At 57.1% G+C, this 23,034-nt stretch carries 22 protein-coding genes; 4 read left to right on the forward strand and 18 right to left on the reverse strand.

Annotated features, from left to right (window positions below; all coding sequences use genetic code 11):
* Nucleotides 1–223: 223 nt before the first annotated feature.
* The 5 genes from ABEH87_RS16455 to ABEH87_RS16475 form a co-directional block, all read right to left on the reverse strand.
* Nucleotides 224–1,666: a 6-phospho-beta-glucosidase gene (locus ABEH87_RS16455; protein WP_346577809.1), complete on the reverse strand. Its 1,443-nt coding sequence runs from the start codon at nt 1,664–1,666 to the stop codon at nt 224–226.
* A gap of 66 nt (nt 1,667–1,732) precedes the next feature.
* Nucleotides 1,733–3,160 (reverse strand): glycoside hydrolase family 1 protein, encoded by a 1,428-nt coding sequence (locus ABEH87_RS16460; RefSeq protein WP_346577811.1) that lies wholly within the window; start codon nt 3,158–3,160, stop codon nt 1,733–1,735.
* Nucleotides 3,161–3,267: 107 nt separating this feature from the next.
* Nucleotides 3,268–3,591: a PTS lactose/cellobiose transporter subunit IIA gene (locus ABEH87_RS16465; RefSeq protein ID WP_346577907.1), complete on the reverse strand. Its 324-nt coding sequence runs from the start codon at nt 3,589–3,591 to the stop codon at nt 3,268–3,270.
* A 2-nt stretch (nt 3,592–3,593) separates the two neighbouring features.
* A complete protein-coding gene (locus ABEH87_RS16470) occupies nt 3,594–4,910 on the reverse strand; it encodes a PTS sugar transporter subunit IIC (RefSeq protein WP_346577813.1) in 1,317 nt (438 codons plus the stop codon).
* Nucleotides 4,907–5,230, reverse strand: a complete 324-nt coding sequence (locus ABEH87_RS16475; RefSeq protein WP_346577814.1) for a PTS sugar transporter subunit IIB — start codon at nt 5,228–5,230, stop codon at nt 4,907–4,909. The genes ABEH87_RS16470 and ABEH87_RS16475 overlap by 4 nt, the downstream gene beginning before the upstream one ends.
* A 338-nt stretch (nt 5,231–5,568) precedes the next feature.
* On the opposite strand from ABEH87_RS16475, the gene ABEH87_RS16480 reads away from it, so the two are divergent.
* Together ABEH87_RS16480 and wzz(fepE) are read left to right on the forward strand one after the other, a co-directional pair.
* Entirely contained in the window at nt 5,569–6,591 is a 1,023-nt protein-coding gene (locus ABEH87_RS16480) for a LacI family DNA-binding transcriptional regulator (RefSeq protein WP_346577815.1), read from the forward strand.
* Nucleotides 6,592–7,001: 410 nt separating this feature from the next.
* Nucleotides 7,002–8,144 carry an LPS O-antigen length regulator Wzz(fepE) gene (gene wzz(fepE) / locus ABEH87_RS16485; protein WP_346577817.1) on the forward strand — a complete coding sequence of 381 codons (1,143 nt, stop codon included), beginning with the start codon at nt 7,002–7,004 and terminating at the stop codon, nt 8,142–8,144.
* Nucleotides 8,145–8,190: 46 nt separating this feature from the next.
* Here wzz(fepE) and ABEH87_RS16490 read toward each other — a convergent pair whose 3' ends face one another.
* From ABEH87_RS16490 to ABEH87_RS16515, 6 genes are all read right to left on the reverse strand, one after another.
* Entirely contained in the window at nt 8,191–9,486 is a 1,296-nt protein-coding gene (locus ABEH87_RS16490) for a cytosine permease (protein WP_346577819.1), read from the reverse strand.
* Nucleotides 9,487–9,508: 22 nt separating this feature from the next.
* Nucleotides 9,509–10,198 carry a LuxR C-terminal-related transcriptional regulator gene (locus ABEH87_RS16495; RefSeq protein ID WP_346577821.1) on the reverse strand — a complete coding sequence of 230 codons (690 nt, stop codon included), beginning with the start codon at nt 10,196–10,198 and terminating at the stop codon, nt 9,509–9,511.
* A 25-nt stretch (nt 10,199–10,223) separates the two neighbouring features.
* Nucleotides 10,224–10,634 (reverse strand): GNAT family N-acetyltransferase, encoded by a 411-nt coding sequence (locus ABEH87_RS16500; RefSeq protein WP_346577909.1) that lies wholly within the window; start codon nt 10,632–10,634, stop codon nt 10,224–10,226.
* A 438-nt stretch (nt 10,635–11,072) separates the two neighbouring features.
* Nucleotides 11,073–11,411: a hypothetical protein gene (locus tag ABEH87_RS16505; protein WP_346577823.1), complete on the reverse strand. Its 339-nt coding sequence runs from the start codon at nt 11,409–11,411 to the stop codon at nt 11,073–11,075.
* A 12-nt stretch (nt 11,412–11,423) separates the two neighbouring features.
* On the reverse strand, nt 11,424–13,559 hold the full coding sequence (locus ABEH87_RS16510; protein ID WP_346577825.1) for an EAL domain-containing protein: 2,136 nt from the start codon (nt 13,557–13,559) through the stop codon (nt 11,424–11,426).
* A gap of 162 nt (nt 13,560–13,721) precedes the next feature.
* Nucleotides 13,722–14,198 carry an Lrp/AsnC family transcriptional regulator gene (locus ABEH87_RS16515; RefSeq protein WP_346577827.1) on the reverse strand — a complete coding sequence of 159 codons (477 nt, stop codon included), beginning with the start codon at nt 14,196–14,198 and terminating at the stop codon, nt 13,722–13,724.
* Nucleotides 14,199–14,341: 143 nt separating this feature from the next.
* Here ABEH87_RS16515 and ABEH87_RS16520 point away from each other — a divergent pair, with 143 nt between their 5' ends.
* Both ABEH87_RS16520 and ABEH87_RS16525 read left to right on the forward strand, forming a co-directional pair.
* The gene (locus ABEH87_RS16520) at nt 14,342–14,764 is read left to right on the forward strand and encodes a DUF2000 domain-containing protein (protein WP_346577829.1); all 423 of its coding nucleotides are present in this window, start codon (nt 14,342–14,344) and stop codon (nt 14,762–14,764) included.
* 9 nt (nt 14,765–14,773) lie between these two features.
* Nucleotides 14,774–15,226 (forward strand): acyltransferase, encoded by a 453-nt coding sequence (locus tag ABEH87_RS16525; protein WP_191936293.1) that lies wholly within the window; start codon nt 14,774–14,776, stop codon nt 15,224–15,226.
* A 55-nt stretch (nt 15,227–15,281) separates the two neighbouring features.
* On the opposite strand, the gene fecE is transcribed toward ABEH87_RS16525, so the two are convergent.
* The 7 genes from fecE to fecI form a co-directional block, all read right to left on the reverse strand.
* A complete protein-coding gene (fecE, locus tag ABEH87_RS16530; protein ID WP_191936292.1) occupies nt 15,282–16,052 on the reverse strand; it encodes a Fe(3+) dicitrate ABC transporter ATP-binding protein FecE in 771 nt (256 codons plus the stop codon).
* Complete coding sequence (gene fecD, locus ABEH87_RS16535; RefSeq protein ID WP_346577831.1) at nt 16,052–17,014, reverse strand: Fe(3+) dicitrate ABC transporter permease subunit FecD; 963 nt, start codon at nt 17,012–17,014, stop codon at nt 16,052–16,054. The genes fecE and fecD overlap by 1 nt, the downstream gene beginning before the upstream one ends.
* Nucleotides 17,011–18,003, reverse strand: a complete 993-nt coding sequence (gene fecC / locus ABEH87_RS16540) for an iron-dicitrate ABC transporter permease FecC (RefSeq protein ID WP_346577911.1) — start codon at nt 18,001–18,003, stop codon at nt 17,011–17,013. The genes fecD and fecC overlap by 4 nt, the downstream gene beginning before the upstream one ends.
* Complete coding sequence (locus ABEH87_RS16545; protein ID WP_346577833.1) at nt 18,003–18,908, reverse strand: Fe(3+) dicitrate ABC transporter substrate-binding protein FecB; 906 nt, start codon at nt 18,906–18,908, stop codon at nt 18,003–18,005. The genes fecC and ABEH87_RS16545 overlap by 1 nt, the downstream gene beginning before the upstream one ends.
* A 64-nt stretch (nt 18,909–18,972) precedes the next feature.
* Complete coding sequence (fecA, locus tag ABEH87_RS16550; protein WP_346577835.1) at nt 18,973–21,339, reverse strand: TonB-dependent Fe(3+) dicitrate receptor FecA; 2,367 nt, start codon at nt 21,337–21,339, stop codon at nt 18,973–18,975.
* A gap of 112 nt (nt 21,340–21,451) precedes the next feature.
* Nucleotides 21,452–22,420, reverse strand: a complete 969-nt coding sequence (gene fecR / locus ABEH87_RS16555; RefSeq protein WP_346577912.1) for a ferric citrate uptake sigma factor regulator FecR — start codon at nt 22,418–22,420, stop codon at nt 21,452–21,454.
* A complete protein-coding gene (fecI, locus tag ABEH87_RS16560) occupies nt 22,420–22,938 on the reverse strand; it encodes a ferric citrate uptake sigma factor FecI (RefSeq protein ID WP_346577837.1) in 519 nt (172 codons plus the stop codon). Before fecI ends, fecR begins: the two co-directional genes overlap by 1 nt.
* Nucleotides 22,939–23,034: the final 96 nt, after the last annotated feature.

Here is a 23,034-nt window from a genome sequence, read left to right on the forward strand (position 1 = left end):
GCGCTCAACGGTCCGCTAACCCGGATAGCCCCGATTGCCATTTAGCACGGTGTTGCTGTGACTTTTTTCAACAGCGACGATGTTGTCAGACAGGGACCACAAAGGGACAGGTTAGCCGGGCCTCCGCCGCATGGATGCGGCGGCTGGAGCCTCCAGGGATGAATTTACGGCGTCCCGGCGTTCTGCCCTTTGTGGTCCTGTGACACCACATCACCGCAACACGTTACAGATCCGCACCGTTGCTGGCGATCACCTGCTTATACCAGTCGAAGCTTTTCTTCTTCGAACGCGCCATGGTGCCGGTACCGTCATCATTTTTATCCACATGGATAAAGCCATAACGTTTGTTGTACTGGCCGGTGGTGAATGACACGCAGTCCAGGCAGCCCCACGGGGTATACCCCATCAGCTCAACGCCATCTTCCAGCACCGCAATTTTCATCTGCTCAATATGGGCTTTCAAATAGGCGATGCGGTAGTCATCGTTGATCTGGCCATCGGCTTCGACGGTATCGTAGGCACCAAAGCCGTTCTCGACGATAAACATCGGTTTCTGATAGCGCTCCCAGAAGGCATTCAGCGTATAGCGCAGACCCACCGGGTCAATCTGCCAGCCCCAGTCGGAGGCTTTCACATGCGGGTTCGGGCGGCTGCCGCGGAAGCCTTCAATGTGGCGGCCATCGTCGCTGTCTTTGGCGGAAAACTGCACCGCGTTACTCATGTAGTAGCTGAAGCCCAGGTAGTCGGCACAGCCGTCGCGCAGCGCCTGCTCATCGCCCGGCTCCATCTCAATCTGGTAGCCCTTACGCGCCCACTCTTTCAAAATGTAGGACGGGTAGTAGCCGCGCAGATGCACGTCACCGAACAGATAGCGTTCGCGCATTGATTCCTGGGCAAACATCACATCGTCCGGATGGCATGACCACGGATAGAGCGGCACGATGGCCAGCATACAGCCGATCTGCAGCTCAGGGTTGATCTGGTGCCCCAGCTTCACCACCTGCGCACTGGCGACGAACTGGTGATGCAGTACCTGATACATCGCCTGCTCCGGTTTTTCGTGATCGTTGAAAATCACCCCGGAGTTACAGTAACCAAACAGCGGATAGCGCCAGTTACGCTGGTTATTGATCTCGTTAAAGGTCATCCAGTATTTCACTTTGTGCTGATAGCGTTTCAGCACGACTTCGCTGTAGCGCACAAAGAAATCCACCACTTTGCGGTTCAGCCAGCCGCCGTACTCCTTGACCAGATGCACCGGCATCTCGAAGTGGGACAGGGTGATGACCGGTTCGATGCCGTGCTTCAGCAGTTCGTCAAACAGGTCGTCATAGAACTGTAAACCCTCTTCGTTGGGTTCCTGCTCATCGCCTTTCGGGAAGATGCGCGTCCAGGCAATTGAGGTACGAAAACACTTGAAGCCCATCTCGGCAAACAGCGCGATATCTTCTTTATAGCGATGGTAAAAATCCACCGCCAGGTGGTTAGGGTAGTGGTGTGCCGGATCAATACCGTCGGTGATCACGCGGTCTACGCCGTGTGCGCCGCCGGACAGGACATCGACAATACACGGGCCTTTACCGCCCTGATCCCAGCCGCCCTCAACCTGGTGTGCCGCTACCGCGCCGCCCCATAAAAAATCTTTTGGTAATTGCTGCTCTGACATAATCCGTCCTTTCTGGTGAGATTAACAACGTCTGTAAAAAAACCGTGCCGCAGGGCACGGTGAGAATTAATAATCGATCTCTTTCTCTAAATTCGCGCCATTGGTGTTGATCACGCGCTGATACCAGCTAAAGCTTTTCTTACGGTAGCGCGCCAGATCTTTCAGATCGTGCTCGTCACGGTTAACGTAGATAAAGCCGTAGCGCTTGCTGATCCCCTGATGAGTGCTGACCAGATCGATCGCCGACCACGGGCAGTAACCGAAGATCGCCACTCCGTCGCTAATCGCCAGCTGTAGCTGCGCCAGATGATCGCTGAGATAGGCAATGCGATAGTCGTCATGGACCTTATTGCCGGCGGCCAGCTCGTCGAAGGCACCCAGGCCGTTTTCGGTGACGATCAGCGGCAGATGGTAGCGGTCATAGATCTCACGAGCGGTTATGCGGAAGCCGACCGGATCGACATACCAGTTAAACTGATTTTTCTTCAGGTGCGGGTTATTGGTGCCGACGTAAACGCTTTTGTCGATCCCCGCCATCTGCTGATCCACTTTCTGACTGCCTTCTCCTTCATTTTCCAGTTCGGCAGCGACGGTGGCGGAGGCGTAATAGTTAAAGGCGATAAAGTCCGGTTTTGCCTGCGCCAGCAGCGCCATCTCAGCGTCGGTGATGGTGGGCAACCAGCCTTTTTCCTGCATAAAACGCCAGGCAACGGTGTTGTAACGGCCACAGACAGCGAGGTCGAGGTACAGCCAGTTACGAATCGACGTGAAGTTACTGGCCGCCAGCACATCTTCCGGTTTAGAACTGGCCGGATAGACGCAGGAGATGTTTGGCGCCGGGCCGATTTTTGCCGCTGGCAGCATCTCGTGGCAGGCGATCATCGCTCGCGCCTGGGCCAGCATCATATGGTGATTCTGCTGGTACAGGGTTTTATGCGGGTCAGGAGTCCCCTCCGGTAGCGTACCAATGACATCCCCTTTGAGGATCATCATGTTTTGCTCATTGATGGTCAGCCAGTATTTCACCCGGTCGCCGTACAGCGCAAAGCAGGTGCGGGCAAAATGCTCAAAGGCCGCGATAGTGGCCGGGTCGGACCAGCCGCCTTTTTCCTGCAGCGCCCACGGCAGATCGAAATGGTACAGCGTGACCAGCGGCTCAATGCCTTTATCGGTCAGGGCGGTAATCAGTTTCTGATAAAACTCGACCCCTTTGGCATTGATTTCACCGGTTCCCTGCGGGAACAGACGGCTCCATGAGATCGACAGACGGTAGGTTTTCAGGCCCAGTTCAGCGAACAGTGCCACATCCTCAGCGAAGCGGTGGTAGTGATCGCTGGTGACGGTAAAGTCGGTCAGGCGTGGATCGAAACGGGCTTTATCAATGACCGATGGCCCTTTACCGTCCTGGTCTGAAGCTCCTTCAACCTGATAGGCCGAGGTGGACGCTCCCCATAAAAATCCGTCAGGGAAGGGCGTAAGCTCGCGGTATTGCATCCTGTTCTCCTTAGGTGTTTATCGGGTCAGGTGTACCTGACCCGTGCCGTACAAAATTATCAGGCGTGGGCCGACTGGAAAATGTAGGGGCTGACCCTCTTTTTCAGTCAGCCGTTGTTTTTCAATGTGGCAATCTCGCGGTGCAGAATGATGATCTCTTCGGCCAGTTCGCGGCACAGCATGGCGTTCATCAGATGGTCCTGCGCATGGACCAGAATCAGATTTACCGGCACCTTGCCGACGCCCTCATCAGCGCCGATCAGCGCGGTCTGAATTTTATGGGCGGCCCTGGCGGCAGCGCTCGCGGCGCTCAGTTGGGCATCCGCTTCCTGCCAGTCATAACTGCGTGCGGCACGCAGCGCCTGCATCGAGCAGGAACGCGCTTCACCAGCGTGAATAATCAACTCCATTACCGTGGTTTCCATATCCATCATCAGTTCTCCACTGCTTTCAGTTCATCGCCCGCTGTGGGGGTTTCCTGCTTTAACAGCTCGCGCTCGTACATTTTGAAGAAGGGGTAGTAAATCAGTGTTGAGACCATAATCAGCACGCCGACCAGAATCACCGCGCGGAAATCCCAGCCGGTGGACCAGGCGGCCCCGATCGGGCCGGGTGTGGTCCAGGGAGCCAGCGACACCACATGGTTCACCAGATCAGTGCGCGTAGCCACCCACGCAATGATGGCGTTGACCAGCGGGGCGGTGATAAACGGAATAAACAGCAGCGGATTCATGACCACCGGTGAACCGAAGATAATCGGCTCATTGATGTTAAACATGCTTGGCACCAGGCCCAGCTTGCCGATGGAGCGCAGGTGCGCTGAGCGGCTGCGCAGGTACAGGAACACCAGCCCCATGGTGGAACCGGACCCCCCGACCACGATAAAGAACTGCCAGAACGGCTCGATAAAGATCTGCGTAATCGGCTGCCCGGCATTCAGCTCCTGCTGGTTAATGCCGAGATTGGTCAGCCAGAACGCCTGCAAAATACCGCCGACGATTACCGCGCCGTGGATGCCGGCAAACCACAGCAGATGGCACAGCAGCACGGCAATCAGCACCGCAGGCAGCGAGTCGGAAGCGGAGATAATCGGTTTAAAGACAGCCATAATTGCCTGCGGCAACAGCATACCGAACTGATCCTGCACCAGCAGGCTGAGCGGGAACAGCGTCAGGAAAATAGCCAGAATGGGGATCAGCAGGTCAAACGACTGACGGATTTTCGGCGGCACCTGCTCTGGCAGCTTGAAGCCAATATGGTGCTTTTGCAGGAAATGCATCAGCTCGGTGGAGTAGAGACTGACGAGGATCGCGGTGAAGATACCTTCTCCGCCCAGCGAGCCGACCGGCAGTGCGCCGTTGCTCTGCGGTGCCGCGACCAGCAGAAACGACATCAGGGACAGGCAGGCGGCCATAAAGCCGTTCATTTTGTAGCTGATGGCGAGGTTGTAAGAGATGGCGGCGGCGATATACACCGCCATAATGCCCATCGTCATATTGTAGGGCATCATAATCTGCGCGGAGTGGCGCTCGACCATTCCCAGCCACCAACGGGCGAAGGCCCACTGGCTGTCGGCACCAAACGGAGGATGGGCGAAAAGCAGCATAAACGAACCCACGATCAGGAACGGCATGGACGAGATAAATCCGTCTTTGATCGCCACCACGTGACGCTGGCTGGAGAGCCTGGCTGCGATGGGGCTGATCTGATTCTCGATCACGCCGAACAGGGACTCGCTAAAGCGACTCATTGGCGGGATCCGCCGTTCGCGATCATCGCCAGCGCTTCCGCGAGGATTTTCTCACCGTTCATCATGCCGTAATCCATGGTGTTGATCACCGCGATCGGCTTATTCAGTTCATCGGCCAGCGGCTTGAAATCCGCCAGTTTGTATTTGATTTGCGGGCCGAGAAGGCAGCAGTCGTAAGCCGCTATCTGCTCAGAAAATTCATCCAGACCGACCGCATTAATTTCGACGGCAATATTTTTTTCTTTTGCCGCTTTTTCCATACGCTGTACCACCATGCTGGTGGACATACCTGCGGCACAACAGAGTAAGATTTTATTCATGGTTGTTCTCCGGTCTGGGTTTCTTTAATAAATAGCCGAAACCGGACCGTTTCTGCAACCGGTTTCATATTCGATGATTTGTTCTGTGAGCGCGATCGCAAAGCCTGTTATGGTCCAGGCAAAACGGTGAATTTGTGCGGGTAATAAAGAGGGTGTGATGCCGTTTAACAGCGCATCGCGGCCCCCATAGCCCGGTAAAAAAACCCAGGAGAAGAGGCGATGAAAGCAGGCTTTTTTTACATTAAATACAATAATTTCATCCTGTTATCATCTGGCTTTGGGTCGGGGTGTAAAACAGGGTACTATAATGCTCAGAATCTTGATGTCAGGGAGCCACAATGATTACCATGCTGGATGTCGCAAAAAAAGCTGGCGTCTCGAAAGCGACCGTTTCCCGTGTATTAGCGGGCAACAGCTACGTCAGTAAAACGACCCAGGAACGGGTATTTAAAGCGATTGAAGAAACCGGCTATCGGCCTAATTTACTGGCGCGTAATCTGGCTACTAATAAATCCCAAAATATTGGTCTGGTAGTGACCAATACATTATATAACGGCCCCTATTTCAGCGAGCTGTTATTCCAGGCGGCCACGGTAACGGAACAGCATGGTCGCCAGCTGCTGCTGGCAGATGGCAAGCATGACGCGCGTCAGGAGCGCCAGGCCATTGAGTTTTTGCTCGACCTGCGCTGTGATGCGATCATCATCTATCCGCGCTTCCTCAATACCCGCGAACTGGATGAGATTATTGAGCAGACCAGCAAGCCCATTATTGTGGTGAACCGCCAGTTGGAAAAGCATCCGCAGCACTGCGTGATTGCCGCGCATGAGCAGAATACTTTTGATGCCGTTGATTACCTGGTCTCCCAGGGACATCGTGATATTGCCTTTATTTCCGGTTACCCCGGTTCTCCCACCGGTATCAGTCGCCTTAATGGCTACCGCAAAGCACTCCAGGCTCACCATCTCGCTTTTAACGATCGGCGGGTGGTGCAGGGAAGCTGGACGCTGCAAAGTGGATACCAGGCCGGTCAGGAACTTCTGGCAAAAGGGGCAGAATTTACCGCGCTGGTAGCGAGTAACGACGATATGGCCATGGGCGCCGCCAGGGCGCTGTATGCCGCGGGAAAGCGCATCCCAGAGGATGTCTCACTGCTGAGTTTCGATGATATTCCGATGGCGTCGTTCTTTGTTCCGCCGCTGACCACCGTCCATGTCCCGGTCGGAGAGATGATCAAACATACGCTGGAAAAAGTGGTGATGATGCTCGACGGGCAGCCAGGCGATCCACTGCCCGCTTTTAACGGCCAGCTTATCGTTCGTGATTCTGTGGTGGCCGGGCCTTATCTGGGGCGTACCTGACGATCCTTCCGCCAGCCGACAATGCTGGCTCTGACCCTGGAGTGATGCGGCGTGATGAACAGAAGGCTACCAGGTAGAATTTTATATCGTAAATTTTTGTTTTATAAGTTTAAGATGGTGGATTTATTTTTATTTCTGCCAGTCATTAACATTTCAATCTTTCTGCGCCGAAATAATAATGCCTTAATTTCTCATTACAATAATCTTTGTATAAATAAGTTATTATTGTCCATGAAATAGTTTCAGCTGAATTTTAATTCTCTCGTCTCATTTTTATTGATTTGAGGTAGGAATATTACGATAATGTGCAGATTGAAGAATTATCCTATTCACAAGTGAACGTCGTTAAGGAATGCGTACAGCTCTGCTGCCGGTAATCCTGTACCCGGTCGCCTCAAAGGAACTGAACCATGAGTGATATTAAACTTGATGATATTTCATCTGCCCACCCTGCTAATCATGGGATCACCCCCTATAAACATCATGACGATGAACTCGATCTGCTGGGGCTATTGAGTGTTCTGATTAGCCGCAAATTCACCATTGCCGCCTTTACCGGTCTGGCTCTGATAGTTGGGGCAGGCATCAGCTATATGATGCCGCAGCGCTGGACCAGCTCCGCCGTGCTGGTGCCGGCAGAGGCTTCCCAGCTGCGCAGTATGGATAAGATTCTGACTGAACTGACCGTGCTGGATATTAAAACGGATATTACACCGGATTCACTGCTTTCTGATTTTATGCGCAATTTTGATTCACGCACTCTGCGCGAAAAGTATCTGGTTAATACCACCTACTTTAAAGATCTGGTGAAAAATAAAGCAGATACTCCGGAGATGCGTAATCACCTGATTAACAGTATTTTGCAGGGAAATATTGTTTCGCACAGTTCGGCACAGGATAAAGACGCGGATAAGAAAGAGTATCGCTATTACGAAATCAAATATACTGCCGAAAACCCGACAGCCGCGCGCGACCTGCTGGAAGGCTACATTAATTATGTGACGGGCGTGGTCGAGAGTGAATTACATCAGCGCATCAGCTATCAGGTGGATATGCTGCGAGGGAAAGCCATCGGACAGTACAATCTTGATGTCAGCCGTGCGGAAAATGCGCACCGTATCAAGCTTGAACGTTTGCAGTATGCGCTGCAGATTGCCGACGCAGCGGGGCTGAAAAAACCGTCGTGGAGCAATGGCAGCACCATTCAGGATGACCCGGATTTTTCGGTGACGCTCGGTGCAGACGGTCTTGCGCGCAAACTTAAAATTGAGCAGTCGATTGACGACCCCGCCATGCTCAGCGCCGATTTACAGAATCGCCATCTGTATATTGAAAAGCTCAATAACCTGAAAATTAACGAGCTGCATGTGGAGCCGTTCAAATACATGCGTGCGCCGTATGAGCCGATTAGCCGGGACGCGCCAAAACGTTCGTTGATTGTGCTGCTGTTTGCTCTGGCAGGCGGGATTGCGGGCTGCAGCTATGTGCTGCTGAACCATGCGATGTCTCAGCGTCGTCAGACGATTGAAGTGTTTGCGAAACGACTGAACTAACAGTACACCGGGCAGCGCAGCATCGCTGCCCGGTTATTCAAATGCCTTAAACCGACGGTGCCACCGTCCGGTTGCGCAGCGCCAGCGCCAGCACGTAATAAATGACGCACGACACCAGCAGTGAATTTATCGTCGGCACCCCCCATTCGGTCATCAGGCCAACCACACTTCCGACCAGCGTAGCGATAATCGCCGTCCAGCCAATGGCTGGGGTTTCGCTATCCCCCGGCAGCTGTCCCAGCGCACGGCTTTTATCCAGCGCGGCGCGATGCGTGCGCAGCAGCAGATAATCGACCAGCATGATGCCGAGAATCGGTGGAAACACCACGCCCAGCACGGTGAGGAAATCAACGAAGCGGTCAAGAATACCGAGCACTGACAGCAGGGTACCCAGCAGGCCGATCGCCAGCGTGGTGTAACGATACTGAAGCCTCTTGCCACAAATCCCTTCGACGGCGTTAATCACCCCGAGGGAAGAGGAGTAGAGGTTTAAGTCGTTGACGCGCAGCGTGGAAAGGATCACCACCAGCAGCCCGACGCCGCCGGCGACCTGCGACATAATGGTCACGACATCGGCGGTTTGCAGCGTGCGGGCAATCATAATGGCCAGCCCGTTCACAATAAACTCCCCGGCGATAATCGTCATTAACGTGATGCCAGCAACGTGTTTTGACGAGCGTGAATAGCGTGTCAGGTCTGGTGTCATCAGGCTGGCGACAATCGCGCCGCCGACCACCATCGTGATGGCTGCACTAATGGTCAGCGGGCTGCCCGTCGGCGGCAGGTCAATGATCTGCTGTAGCGTATGGCCGGAAAGCGTCTGGAACGAGATAAAACCGACCAGGCAGATAAACAGCGGCACTGCGATGCGCGCCGTCACGCGCAGCGCTTTAAAACCAAAGGTCACCAGCACGGTCAGCAGCAGGCCGGAGAGGCTGGCCGCCAGAGGGAAGCCCAGCGCACCCCCGAGGGCAAAATTCAGCGACTTGGCGAAGATGGCGTTCTGAATTCCAAACCAGCCCAGCAGACTGACGGCGACGACCAGGCCAATCAGCACCGAGCCAATACGGCCAAACCCACACCAGCGCGCCAGCAGGCTACCGGATATCCCCTCTCTCATCCCGGCATAGCCCAGGCCGAAGGTCACTACGCCAAAAATCACACTCCCGGCAAGGATGGCGAGAAAAGCGGAAGCGAGACTCATCGAATCCCCCAGAACCGCACCCAGCATAAACTGGTCCAGCGCGGTCAGCATACCCATATGTACGACGGCAACACTTAAAAATGAGACGCGTTTATTTTCAGGCACGCGGCTTAACGGGTAATCTTCGATACGAATCAAGGTGAGGTTCCTTAGCAACAAATTAAATAAACTGGATACCCTTTTCGATCAGGCGATCCGGAATAAAGTTATCTAACCCGGCATGACGGCAATACTCTTCGAACTGACTGTGCGTATGCACGCCGGCTTTCTGATAGATGTTATAAATGCGGTTCTCTACCGTACGGTGGCTGAGGTTATAAATACGGGCAATCTCCTTAGTCGACAGGCGTTGCAGCATAAGAAAAAGCGTATCCAGCTCCGAACGGGTAAACAGGTCGTTGCTGACTTCGGTGGTCAGGACCCCAGGTTTTTGCTGTGTGATGTACTTCAGGGGAGACATGGTATCGAGCAGCTTGGCGTTCCAGGCAATGCCAATAAAATCCCCCTTCGCATCGTGCAGGGGGATTTTTTCACTGATATAAGGGGTCAGGGTTTTCTGGCCGAACCAGTAATGAGTTTCGATCACTGCCACCCGGCCGTTGGAGGCCAGCGTGCGTCTATCGTGTTCGATTAAGGCTTCTTCGCACTCGGCCCAGGAGGCCGGGAAATCACTGTCCAGCTGACCTTCGATATTAAATTTCGCTGGCGTATTGGTATACAGATACGCCGCTTTATTCATATAGAGATGGCGGGATTCAGGGTCTTTGATCCCCCAGGGTTCGGATAAATGTTCCATCATGGCAATCAGAGCACTGAAGTCTGACCTTTGCTTGTTGTCTGGTAATTCCATTTTTTCCCCCTGGGGAAGACTGCGATCAAATCTGTTTAGCGAGATAATGACGGGTATGCCGATGGGCATAGCCGCCAAGATCGCCGTAGGCTGCATAGCCTAATTTTTCGTAAAACCCTTTTGCCTGGAAATCGAAGGTATCGACGTAGGCCATATGGCAGCCACGCTGTTTCGCCTCTTCTTCTGCCGCCAGCATCAGGTCGCGGCCGACCCCCTGGCCCCGACAGGCGTCGCTGACCCATAAATATTGCACTTCCAGTCCACCCCACCAGGTTCTGGCCACCAGTCCCGCCATAATCTGATGGTTCTCATCACGCAGGGTGAGAAACAGCGGGTGGATGTCTACCGGGGTGGTTTTGGCATTATGCTGCCACAGGCTGTCGATGACGAATGCCTCATCGGCGGCAGAAGGACGATCGGTCACGGTGATTTTCATTGGCTTCATGCTCTCATTATTCGAATAACAATTAATAAGATAACTTGTACATTACCACCGCGTAATTATCATTTCTGCCCAGGTATTACAAGAGTGTTTTCCCCCCTTACCCTGAGCGTTGAAAAAGCATAAGGTGTGCGCCACGGACGACAGTGTCCAGCCAGTCAGTCTAATATCCTGTCGTCCTGCCAATTTGGCAAGGCAATATTGAGCCTCGCCGGGGAAAGTTATACATGCAGCAGCTTTTTCAGCGACCAGTATCCTGGCGGATGGAAGAGATTATAAATAAAGAAGTCTGATGGTGATATCGAATATTACATCAGAAAATCTTTCTTAAAAGACGTTGTTTTGTGAAAGGCCGCTCGCTGAGCGGCCTTTTTCACTTGGTGGTTCGCAGGCTGCGGAACGCTGTACCAGCCGGCGGCGTGCTGAGGGCGGTTAACGCCCGACGCCGGCCATTACGTTGATACAGCTCTCAACGTCTCTGGCGGCCGCCGTTTTCTGCTCCGGCGTCAGGGCCTGGTATTTTTCCATCGACGATCGGCCCAGGCGGTCATCGTAGTTCACCTGTTTAAACGAGTAAGAGCTGTTTTCATTGATGATGACGGTACGGATCTTATTGCTAAAATCGCGATCGCTGGTGGGAGCGCCCAGCACATTGACTGCCGCACAGGCCGCAGCATCATAGTGAGGGTCATGCGCCGGGCTGCGGAACAGAAACCACCACACCAGCAGGGCAGCGGCAACTATAATCAACAGGGAATAGCGCTTTTTCATTATTTTCACTTTTTACTTGTCAGGGCGGGGATACAACAGCGAGTGTAACTGCTCTGCGGGCTGCGGTTTACTCAGCAGGTACCCCTGCAAGCGGTCGCATCCCGCTGCCTCCAGCATCAGTCGCTGTTCTTCGGTTTCCACCCCTTCTGCGGTGACCGTAATACCCAGGCTATGGCCGAGAGTAATCACCGATTCCACGATGGTCGCTGAGTTTTCTCGCACCCCCAGCGACTGGATGAAAGCGCGGTCGATCTTAATGGTGTCCACCGGGAATTGTACCAGATAGCTCAGACTGGAGTAGCCGGTGCCAAAATCGTCAAGTGCAATGCAGAATCCGGCGGCGCGCAGGATGTTAATAGTTTTCAGCGCATCCTGTTCATTTTCCAGCAGCACCCCTTCGGTTATTTCCAGTTCAATCTGCCGGGGATTGATGGCGTGCCGCGCGACCATCGCCAGCAGATTGTCGACAAATCCGGGAGCGAGGAACTGCAGCGGCGAGACATTCACCGCCACTTTCAGCCTGGGGTAGGTTTTTGCCAGCCCGCAGGCCTGCTCCAGCACCCATTCTCCCAGCGGGATAATCAGCCCGGTCTCTTCCGCTATTGGCACAAACTCCGCCGGTGGGATGGCCCCCAGCTCCGGATGCTGCCAGCGCAGTAAGGCTTCAACGGATATCAGCGTTGTACCGCTGATATCCATAATCGGCTGATACCACTGCATCAGTCCACACTGATTTTCCAGCGCCAGATGAAGCTGCTGCGCCAGGCGCTGGCGTTTTTGCACGGCTTCATCCATGGCCGGAGCAAACAGGCAGTAGCGACCACGGCCTTCTGCTTTGGCGGCGTACAGGGCAATATCGGCTTTGCGCATCAGCTCCAGCCGATCCAGACTGTGCTGCGGTGCCAGCGCTACCCCGATGCTGACGCCGACCCACAGCGTATGGCCGCGCAGCGTCATGGGTTCACCGAGGCGGGTAATGATCTGCCGGCACAGCGCGGCGACCTGCTGTTCGCTCTCCACACCGCTTATCATCACGACAAACTCATCACCCCCCAGGCGGCCGACGGCATCCTGTACCGGCAGCAGCGATGACAGCCGTTGACCAATCTCAACGATCAGGTCGTCCCCGGTATGGTGACCATAGGTATCGTTAATCATTTTAAAGCGGTCGAGGTCGAGCAGCAGCAGTGCCAGCTTGCGGTCTTTGCCGGGCAGGTGGTGCAGGCGTTGGTTAAGCTGTTCTTCTATCCAGGCACGATTGGGCAACCCGGTTAACACATCGTGGCGTGCCAGATGCTGTGCATGGGCTTCACTGGCCGCCAGGCGGCGCATTGAACTGGAGAGTTTCAGCGATGAATACCACAGGCGGCGCGTCATAATGATGCACATCAGGGAAATACTGAGAATAGCCACCGCAATCAGCGGCCCGGTGACCATCAGCATCTGACTGCCGGGACGCATGGGTATCCAGGAGACGCTGCTCACCGGGATTCCCCCTGACGAGGTCAGAAGAAAGCCGGCGCTGTTGGCCTGGTCGGGGTTATTAGGCGTAAAACGAAAATGGCTGACAACGCCGCGATGTTCCAGAAAGTCGATAAAGCTGTAATGCAGATAGCGGATGAAGACCAGTTTCTTTCCGGTGCTGTCCGGCAGGTTGCCGGTGACGATCTCGGCGACCCGACCGCGCAGGCGAATGAAATCATCGGTGACGCTGGTTTGCTCTAACGGTTGCAGCAGATGATCGAGTGACAGGGCAATATCATCATAGCTGGAGGTGGGGACGGGTTTGCCTTCCCGCCAGCTGACCAGCGGTTGCTGCCGGGCATTCAGCAGATAAATTTCGTTGTCACCGGCAAGGTTAAACAGCCAGCTGCCAAACTCGGCTGGTCTGGCTAACTGACGCGTCAGGTCCGGGTCATTCAACAGGTTTCTGTGTTGCAGGGAAAAGTCAGCCAGATGCTGAGTAAGGATATTTTGAATAATCTGCTGCTGTTTTTCTTCTGCTTTGGCATTGCTTTGCGCGGTGACCCACCAGGCGGTAAACCCACATCCCAGCAGGGCGAACAGCACCACCGCCACTACCGGCGCGACGACGTTACGCATAAATTCGCGGCGTAGTTCAGCAATTGTGCTGTATTCGATTTTCATTGACCTTCCAGGATAGACGGGTCGTTGCCCCAGGAAACCACGGGTCCTGCAAGGGGCAAACATTACCTCATGACCTATTATTGGCAAAGATAAAGGCTTTATAAAATATCCGTTTATCTGAAATCACGCGGGGCAATGCATTTACCCGTGCAGAGGAGCGGCTTAGGCCGGACCCTGCGTCCTGACCGGATAGCTGGCCAGAGGTTTAATCTCTTTCAGGACAAACATGCTCTGCATCTCTTTGATGCCCGGCAGGCGGCGGATCACTGCCATTGCAAAGTCAGCGTACGAATCGAGATCCCGGGCAACGACCTGAAGCAGAAAATCGGCATCACCGCCGACGCTGTAGCAGGCCACGACATTCTCCAGCGCCGTGACTTCCTCCTCAAACTTGCGGGCTTCGTTCTCGCTGTGGCTGTCGATCGACACGCGCACAAAGACCATCACCCCCAGGCCGATTTTCCTGCGGTTCAGCACCGCGCGGTAGCCCTGGATGACCTCGTCTTCTTCCAGTTTGCGCACCCTGCGCCAGCAGGGCGAGGCCGACATACCGATGTCGTCGGCCAGCGTCTGGTTGGTCATTCGCGCATCGTTTTGCAGCAGCGTCAGGATTTTCATATCAATAGCGTTTAAGGTCATCAGGTCCGATTCTTCTTTTTGTCATTAATTAATGGAATGATCTTGCCCTTTTTAACGCACTTTACAAGGGATTCAGACAGCCTTTACCTCCGGCAGTGCGCGATAATAAACGTCCTTTTTAAGACGACCGGGAGAATGTTCTGATGAAGTTTGACGCCAGCCAGCACCGTTGTACGATTATTATCGATAGCCAGCTCAGTCCGGGGCTGGCGATGAATGCCGCCAGTGTGATCGGCATCAGCTTTGGCCGCACGGTTGAAAATCTGGTCGGACCGGACCGGCAAAGTCTTGATGCGGTAAATTATCCGGGAGTGATTTACGCACCGTTGCCGGTTCTGCGGGCGGAGGGCTGCTATGTTCAGCAGCTGCTGGCCATCGCCGGGCAGGACGATGAAATCATCGCAATGCCGTTCAGCGCCCTGGCACAGTCCTGCCGGACCTATGAGGAATATAGCGAACGAATTTCTGCCGTCCCCAGCCCACAGATTGCGCTGGTGGCGATTGGCCTGCTCGGTCCGAAAAAGAAAATTACTCAACTGACGGGAAATCTGGCGCTGTATAAATAGAGGGTGAGGATGAAAATTATTAACAGTGAAATTCGTGATGTGACATCGGGTCAAAATGTTCGGGTGATGACGCCAGCTAACCTGTATCAGTGTGAGCTGCACGACGATGTTTTTATCGGCCCGTTTGTCGAAATCCAGAAAGGATGCGTCATCGGTCGTGGCAGCCGTATCCAGTCGCATACGTTTCTCTGTGAAAACGTGAAGCTGGGCGAGCACTGTTTTATCGGACATAACGTCACCTTTGCCAACGATCTGTTCCACAGCGGGAAGCCCGATGCCGATGCGCAGAACTGGATCACTATCACGCTGGGCGACGGTGTGACCGTGGGCAGTGGCGCCACCATCCTGACGGAAACGGTGTGCAGCGGGGCGGTGATCGGCGCCGGGAGCGTGGTGATCAGGCCGGCGACCGTAAAGGGGATCTATGCCGGCAACCCGGCCAGGTTGATCAGGACGTTATGATCGTTTCGGGCCGGGCGAGAGAAAAAACCGGTCCCCGCGCCTGACCGGAACGCCGTCAGCGCACCACGCACATCGGGCGCCCTGAGGCCGGTTCGGGGTAAATCTGTGCATCAATACTGAACACCTTCCTTAGCAGCGCCGGTGTCATCACCTGTTCCGGCGTCCCGCTGGCCACAATCTGTCCGCCAGACATCAGCACCAGATGGTCGCAGTAGCGGCTGGCCTGATTCAGATCGTGCAATACGGCAACCACGGTTTTCCCCTGCTGCTGCTGGCGGCGCAACAGGGCCATCAGCTCCACCTGGTGGTGTATGTCGAGCCAGGTGTTAGGCTCATCCAGCAACAGCAGGGGCGTGTCCTGTGCCAGCATCATGGCGATAAAGACCCGCTGACGCTGGCCCCCTGACAGCTCGGTGACATTTTTCCCGGCCAGATCGGCTATCTGCGCGTCGTCCATCGCCGTGGCGATCAGCCTGCGGTCTGCCGACGAGGGGCGGCCAAACAGATTCTGCCACGGGCTGCGGCCGTAGCCGACCAGTTCCTGCACGGTCACTCCTTCCGGCGCAATGTGCTGCTGGGGTAACAGGGCCAGCGTCTGCCCGAGCTGGCGGGCGCTGAAGCTGTTCAGTGGCTGACCATTCAGACGGACTTCTCCTGAGCCTGGTCGCAACAGCCGCGAAAAGCAGCGTAACAGGGTGGATTTTCCGCATCCGTTCGGGCCGAGCAGAGCGGTAATCTTAGCCGCCGGCAGCGTCAGCGAAATATCCTGCAGGACAGGCGTGCTGCCATAGCCAGCGTGAAGCCGTTCAGCGGCAATCTGCGTCATCAGCGGGTCCTCATTAACAGCCAGAAAAAGTAGGGGGCACCAATAATGGCGGTCAGCACGCCGGCGGGCAGTTCAAGTGGCGGGTGCAGCGTGCGTGCCAGCAGGTCGGCCAGCAGAAGCAGCAGTGCGCCGACCAGCATTGAGGCCGGTAGCAGCCAGTGGTGTCGTCCGCCGATCAACCGCCGGGTAAGATGCGGGGCCACCAGACCGATAAAGCTTAAGGGGCCACACAGCGCAACGCTGACCGCCGCTAATGCGACGGCCAGCAGCAGGGCACGGTGTGGAGTGGCCGGCAGGGCAACCCCGAGAGTGTGGGCCTGCTCCTCACCCAGCGCCAGCAGATCGAGATCGCGGCACAGCAGCAGACTGAGAGGGAGCAGTAGCAACAGCCACGGCAGGGCCACCCAGACAAACGGCCAGCCACGTCCCCACAGGCTGCCGGTCAGCCACAGCAGCGCCTGGTTGATCTCCAGCGGGCGCGACAGCATCAGATAATCGGTGACGCTGGCGTACAGCGCGGTCAGCGCCACGCCCAGCAGCGCCAGCCTCAGCGGCGCGCTGTTACCCGCCAGCACGCTCAACAGCATAAACGCCAGCAGCCCGCCGACAAACGCCAGCAGCGGCAGCCAGACCACCGGCAGCGACGGGAACAGCATCAGCGCGGCCACGGAGCACAGCCCGGCAGCGTGGTTCACCCCCAGAATTTCCGGCGAGGCCAGCGGGTTGCGGATCACCCCCTGCACCAGCACGCCGGACACCGCCAGCGCGGCACCGACCAGCAGCGCCAGCAGGGCGCGGGGCAGGCGGTACTCCATCAGGGCGAAGTGGCGTGCATCCGCCGGGTCCAGCGCCTGGCGCAGCGCGCTGAAGCTCAGCGTTTCACTGCCGTAGCGCAGTGACAGCAGCAGGGTCAGCAGCACCAGCGCCAGCAGCAGCAGCAGGGTCAGACGCGGCGACCTCATGTGCGCCTCCGCACCAGCCAGACAAAGAACGGCGCGCCGACCAGCGCCAGTACCGCCCCGGCGGGCAGCTCGCCGGGGAAGGCCAGGCCGCGTGCCAGCAGGTCGGCTAACAGCATCAGCAGTGCGCCCAGCAGCATTGCCACCGGCAGCATCACGCGCAGGTCGTGGCCGATCCACGCCCGCGCCATGTGCGGCACCAGCAGGCCGAGAAACGCCACCGGTCCGGCAACGCTGACGCAGCTTCCGACCAGCAGTACCACCACAATATTGACCAGCAGGCGCAGCCTGCCGGGATCCACGCCCAGCGTACGCGCACTGTCGTCGCCGACGCGCAGCAGGTTGAGGCGGGCGGCCAGCAGTAACGCCAGCGGAGAGAGCAGCACCACGAAGGGAAACAGCTGCCAGAACTCGCGCCAGCGGACGTGGGACACTCCCCCCGCCAGCCAGTGCAGGATGCCGTAAGCATGGTCTTCAGCCAGCAGCAGCGTGGCCTTCGTCAGCGCAGCGCACAGTGCCGACACCGTTACCCCGGCAAGGATCAACCGGCTGCGGTCGCCTGCCTGCTGCCACCCTCTGCCCAGCAGCATCACCGCGCCCCAGCTCAGCCCGCCTCCGCAGGCGGCCAGCAGGGCAATGCTGTAACCGGCCACCCAGGCGGGATTAAAGGCGCTGGCCAGCACCATCGCCAGCGATGCTCCGGCATTAATGCCGAGCAAGGAAGGGGAGGCCAGCGGGTTACGCGTCAGCGTCTGCAGCAGGCTGCCGGCCAGCGCCAGGCTGGCCCCGAGCAGCGCCGCCACCAGGCTGCGCGGCAGGCGCAGATTCAGCACCAGCGCCTGCGGCAGTGAAGTACCGTGGCCGGGAAGCAGCGCGCTTATCGCCTGCCACGGGCTGACGGGCACGGGCGACCAGCAGAACAGCGACAGCCAGAACGCCAGCAGCAGCAGGACCAGCGGCAGACCCCAGGCCAGCAGCGGAGTGGCGCGCATCATTGCGCGGCAGCCACCGGGCGATGATGGAGAATAGCGACCAGATCGCTGGCAATATGTTCTGCCGCAAACAGCCCGCGCATCCGCGCCCAGACATTGCTGTCCACGGCGGCGACCTGGTGATGCTGTGCGGCTTTCAGCACAGACCACAGCGCATCCTGCTGCCAGTTACGCACGATGCTCTGCTGGCGGTAGTGGGCGACGATAAGCCAGTCCGGGTCAATCGCCAGCAGCTGTTCAAGGCTGATACTCGCCAGCGCCACCTGATTGACCGGCCCCGGAACGTTCATCCCCAGCGCGGCCAGCACGCTGCCGGTATAGGAGTCGCTACTGTGCAGGTTGAACTGCTGCTCGCGCGACGTGCCGAACACCACCTTCAGGTTCCTGGGCAGACCGGCGGCGATGGCCTGCATACGCTGATGATGCTCTGCCAGCCGTTGCTGCATTTCACCGTCTTTTCCCAGCACTTTGCCAATAATCGCTGCCGATTGCAGGTTTTCAGCATAGGTTTCATTACGTGATTTCAGCATCAGCGTCGGGGCGATCGTTTTTAACTGGCCGAGAATGCCGCCGTGACGGGCGGCATCGGCAATGATCAGGTCCGGTTTCAGGGCGGCAATCACCTCCAGGCTGGGCTGGGCGCGGGTACCCACCGATTTCCACGGCTGGATGCGCGCCCGCACTTCCGGCAGGATGCGCGCCGGGTCGTTGTCATCGGCCACCCCGACCGGACTGACGCCGACGGCGGCCAGCGCATCAACAAACGACAGTTCCAGCACCACCACGCGCTGCGGCGTTTTATCAAGGGTAAACGGCCCGTTGCTGTCCTGCACCGTTACCGCGTGAGCGGCGGGCACGATCGACAGCAGCGTGCAGAACAGAATGAGGGAGAGTCGCTTAAGCATGTTTCCTCCGGATAACAGAAATGACCCGGCGGGCCGCCGCTAAGCTGCCCGCCGGGATGATGGATCAAAACTTCACTGAACCCTGCATATAAATCGTGCGCGGCTGACCGGCGTAAAGACCTTTGTTATTGTCTTCGGCGGCGCGGGTGAAGTAGTTGTGGTCAAAAATATTCTTCACGCCGACGGCGAGATTGAGGTTGGCGAACTGCGGGCCGAAGTCATAGTTAGCCCGTGCGCCCCACAGCATAAAGCCGGGAATGCGGCCGAGGCTGCCGTCCGCACTCTCATCCTGAGTGTTGGCATTGTCTGCATACTGGCCGGACTGATATTCACTGTTAACGTTAAAGGTCCAGCTACCGTGGAGGTAATCCATCCCCAGCGTGCCTTTATGCTTCGGTGAGAACGGCACCTGATTGCCATAGTTATCACCCGCCTGGCGGATCACCGCATTAACGTACGCATAGCTGGCGGAAACGGAGAGGTTTTCCAGCGCCGGTGAGACATCGCCAAGATCGTAGCGCAGACGACTTTCCAGACCGCTGTGGCGTGTTTTTCCGCGCGAGGTCACGCTGTCGTCAGTCTGGTTGGATTCATACTGATTGCTGAAGTTAATCAGGAACAGGCCGACTTCTGCCTGCAGGGCCTGATTATCAAAGCGGGTGCCCAGCTCCCAGGTGCGCGCTTTTTCCGGCTCAATGCTGCCGCTGCTGACCGCTTTGCCAATCTGGCTGTACTGCACGGTGCCGAAGGAGCCCTCGGTGTTGGCATACAGGTTCCACGACTCGTTGAGGTGATACAGCACGTTCAGCGCCGGAAGCGGTGCGTTATAGCCAATCTCCTGTCTGCCGTCTTTGACGTAATCATTCTGGTAGGACTGAATATGCTCGTAGCGCATGCCCGGCGTCAGGGTCCAGTTACCCACATCGATGCGGTCATCGATATACCAGGCGTGTGCCTCGGTGCCGGACTGCGTATCGCGATCGTACGGGCTGTTACCGGTTGGCAGTCTGCCGCTGCTGGCCGGGCTGGTGTAGCGCACCTCATGGGTGGACTCACTGACATAGCGGTAGCCGATGCCGACCTCATGGGCAGTTTCCCCCAGCGTAAAGCTCTGGCTGTAGCGCGGTTCCACACCGCGTACCCAGTATTCACGCGGCGACAGGGTCAGGTTCTTTCCCTGATCGAGATAGCCGCTGCGCAGGGTGTTGGTGTAGAAGGTGAGAAGATTAAATTTATGCTGCGTGTCCGGCTGATACTGATAGCCAAGGCTGGCCAGCTGACGGCGGCCCCAGAACTCGTCATAGGGGCGGGTGGACTGAAAGCGGTCGGCATTATAGGCGGCGCGTGACAGGCCCCCCGGCATCTGCGCCCGGCCCTCGTAATACTGCAACAGGCTGGTAAAGGTATGGACCTCATTCGGTGCGTAGCGGGTCTTCAGCATCACGTCGTCGATTTTGGTCGAGCTGTGTTCGCGCCAGTCGCTGCCGCGCGTGCCGGAGTAGAGCAGCGCGGCGCCAAGGCCGTTATCCGCAGTGCCGCCAATCATCAGGTTGCCGCTGCCTTTCGGATCGTGCTGGTTGGAGGTCGGGCTCTGCAACCCTTCCATTCCAGCTTCAATGCCGAAATCCTTCGGGATAGCGCGGGTGACGAAATTCACCACGCCACCCACGCTCTGCGGCCCGTAGCGCACGGCACCGCCGCCGCGCACCACGTCCACCGCATCCATATTGCCGAGCGACACCGGTGCCAGCGACAGCTGGGGCTGGCCGTAAGGCGCAAACGGCACCGGGATGCCGTCCATCAGAATGGTCGAGCGGCTGGCAAGGCGTGGATTGAGGCCGCGAATGCCAAAGTTCATCGCCATATCGTGACTGCCCGTGCCGTTATTCTCCGGAGCGTTGACGCCGGGAATGCGGTTCAGCGCTTCACGCATGGTGGTGGCACCGGTTTTGATCACGTCGTCGCGGCGGATCACGTCACGGGCACCCGCGTGTTCAAACACGTCATTCTCACGCGCCTCCGCCAGCCAGTCACCGACCACGGTCAGCGTTTGCGCTGGGGCTACCGCCGGCACAGGGGTCAGGGTAAAGGCGTTGTTACCCAGCGATTTTGCCTGCAGGCCGCTGCCGTCGAGCAGCGTTTGCAGACCGCCCTGCGGTGAATAGCTACCGTTCAGACCGGGGCTCTGTTTGCCCTGCGTCAGGGTGGCATCGACTGACAGGGTGATGCCGGCGCGCGCCGCAAACTGGTTCAGCGCGCTGTCGAGCTCACCTGCTGCAATCTGATAATTTAACGTCGCAGCCTGAGCACTGGCCGCCGCTGCCAGCGCCGGGGTCAGCAGCGCCAGCGGCGTGAGCGCGCAGTGAATGGCAAAAACCAGAGGTGTTGTTGGGGCAAAAGCGCGCTTGATACGGGCGCAGGAATCAGACATGACCGTCTCCGGGAAAGTGTTTTTTTATCTTGTGTACTAAGGAGTCGGATGAGCCGTTGAAAAGGGACAATCGAAATGAAAATATTTCTTATTTTTATTCAGTGTTTGTGCTTCAGGCTGCACTGACCCTGACCCAGTAACGGCTGACAGTGTGAATTTTAATCGGCAATGTCTGCGCCAGCACGTGCAGCAGCTGGTCGGTATCGTTTAACCGGAAGGTGCCGCTGACGCGCAGATCGGCAGCGTCTGGCTCGCAGCGCAGTACGCCGTGACGGTAGCGCGCCACCTCGGCGATCACCTCCGCCAGACGACGATTGCTGACGCTGAGCAGGCCCTGCATCCAGCTGTTATCGGCTGGCGTCAACGGCTGTACCACATCGAAAGCGCTGGCGCTGAAGCGCAGTTTGTGGCCCTGTTGCAGCACCATTTTCTGACGTGGATCGGCGTTCAGCGTTACTTCCACGGCGTGTTGCTGCACCGCCAGCTCCGTCTGGTTTTCCCACTGGCGCACGCTGAACCCGGTGCCGAGTGCGCGCAGCATTCCCTCGCGGGTGGCGACAAAAAACGGGCGCTGCTGCGCGTCTGGCGCGGTGATAATGGCAATTTCACCCTGACGGAGATGGATTAAACGCTGCTGCGTCGTGAGCGCAACCTGCACCGCGCTGGCGGTGTTGAGCTGAAGCTGCGAGCCGTCGTCCAGTCTCACCCGCTGTTGTTCACCGGTAGCGGTGTGGTAGTCAGCGCGCAGGCCAACGCCCAGCGGCGACTGCCACAGCTGCCAGCTGCTGCCCCCGACGCCCAGCAGCAGCAGCAGCGATTTCAGCACCCGGCGGCGCGTCAGCTGTGCATTTTGATGGGCCTGATGCAGCGTCTGATAACCGAGATGGCCGGGCAGGCTGTGCAGCTGGCCCTGCAGTGACTCAACGCGCTGCCAGGCCCAGCGGTGATCCTCATGCTGCTGATACCACTGCTGCCATTTCAGGGTCTGCTGCGCGGTAATCTCCCCGGCGCACAGGGTGGCGAACCAGTGTGCCGCCATTTTCAGCGCCAGCCGCTGCTGCTCGCTCACCGTTTCGTGCATCATTTCAGCCCCAGCCGGAACAGCAGGCAGTGCTCGGTGGCTTTCGCCATATACTTTTTCACTGAGCTGACGGAGAGCTGCATCTGGTCGGCTATCTGCGGGTAGGTCAGTCCTTCCAGCTGCGACAGCAGAAACGCCTGGCGTACTTTTGTACCCAGACCGTCGAGCATCGTATCGATCTGTTGCAGCGTTTCCAGCAGCTCGTGCTGAAGTTCGGGCGAGGGCATCTGCTCTTCCGGCAGCTGTTCCACCATCTCAAGCCACGCGCGCTCCAGCGCATTGCGGCGGAAGAAGTCGACCATCACCCGGCGTGCAACGGTACAGAGGAAGGATTTTGGCTCACGGATATCCTGAGCGCTGCCGGCAAGCAGCACCCGAACAAAGGTATCCTGTGCCAGATCGTCGGCATCGCAGGGAGAGCCCAGCTTGTGTTGCAGCCAGTGGCGCAGCCAGCGGTGATGCGTCTGATAAAGGTTGGCAAAAGCGTCGGCAGCCAGTGGCGCCGTCAGCGTTGACATAAAAAGTTACAGAGCCCGACAATAAAATGACGGTAAGAGGATAATTGATAATGGTTATCATTACAATGATGGCTATTTGTGCGGTTGATGCCCGCA

Source organism: Erwinia sp. Eh17-17, assembly GCF_039675725.1.
Lineage (GTDB): Bacteria > Pseudomonadota > Gammaproteobacteria > Enterobacterales > Enterobacteriaceae > Erwinia.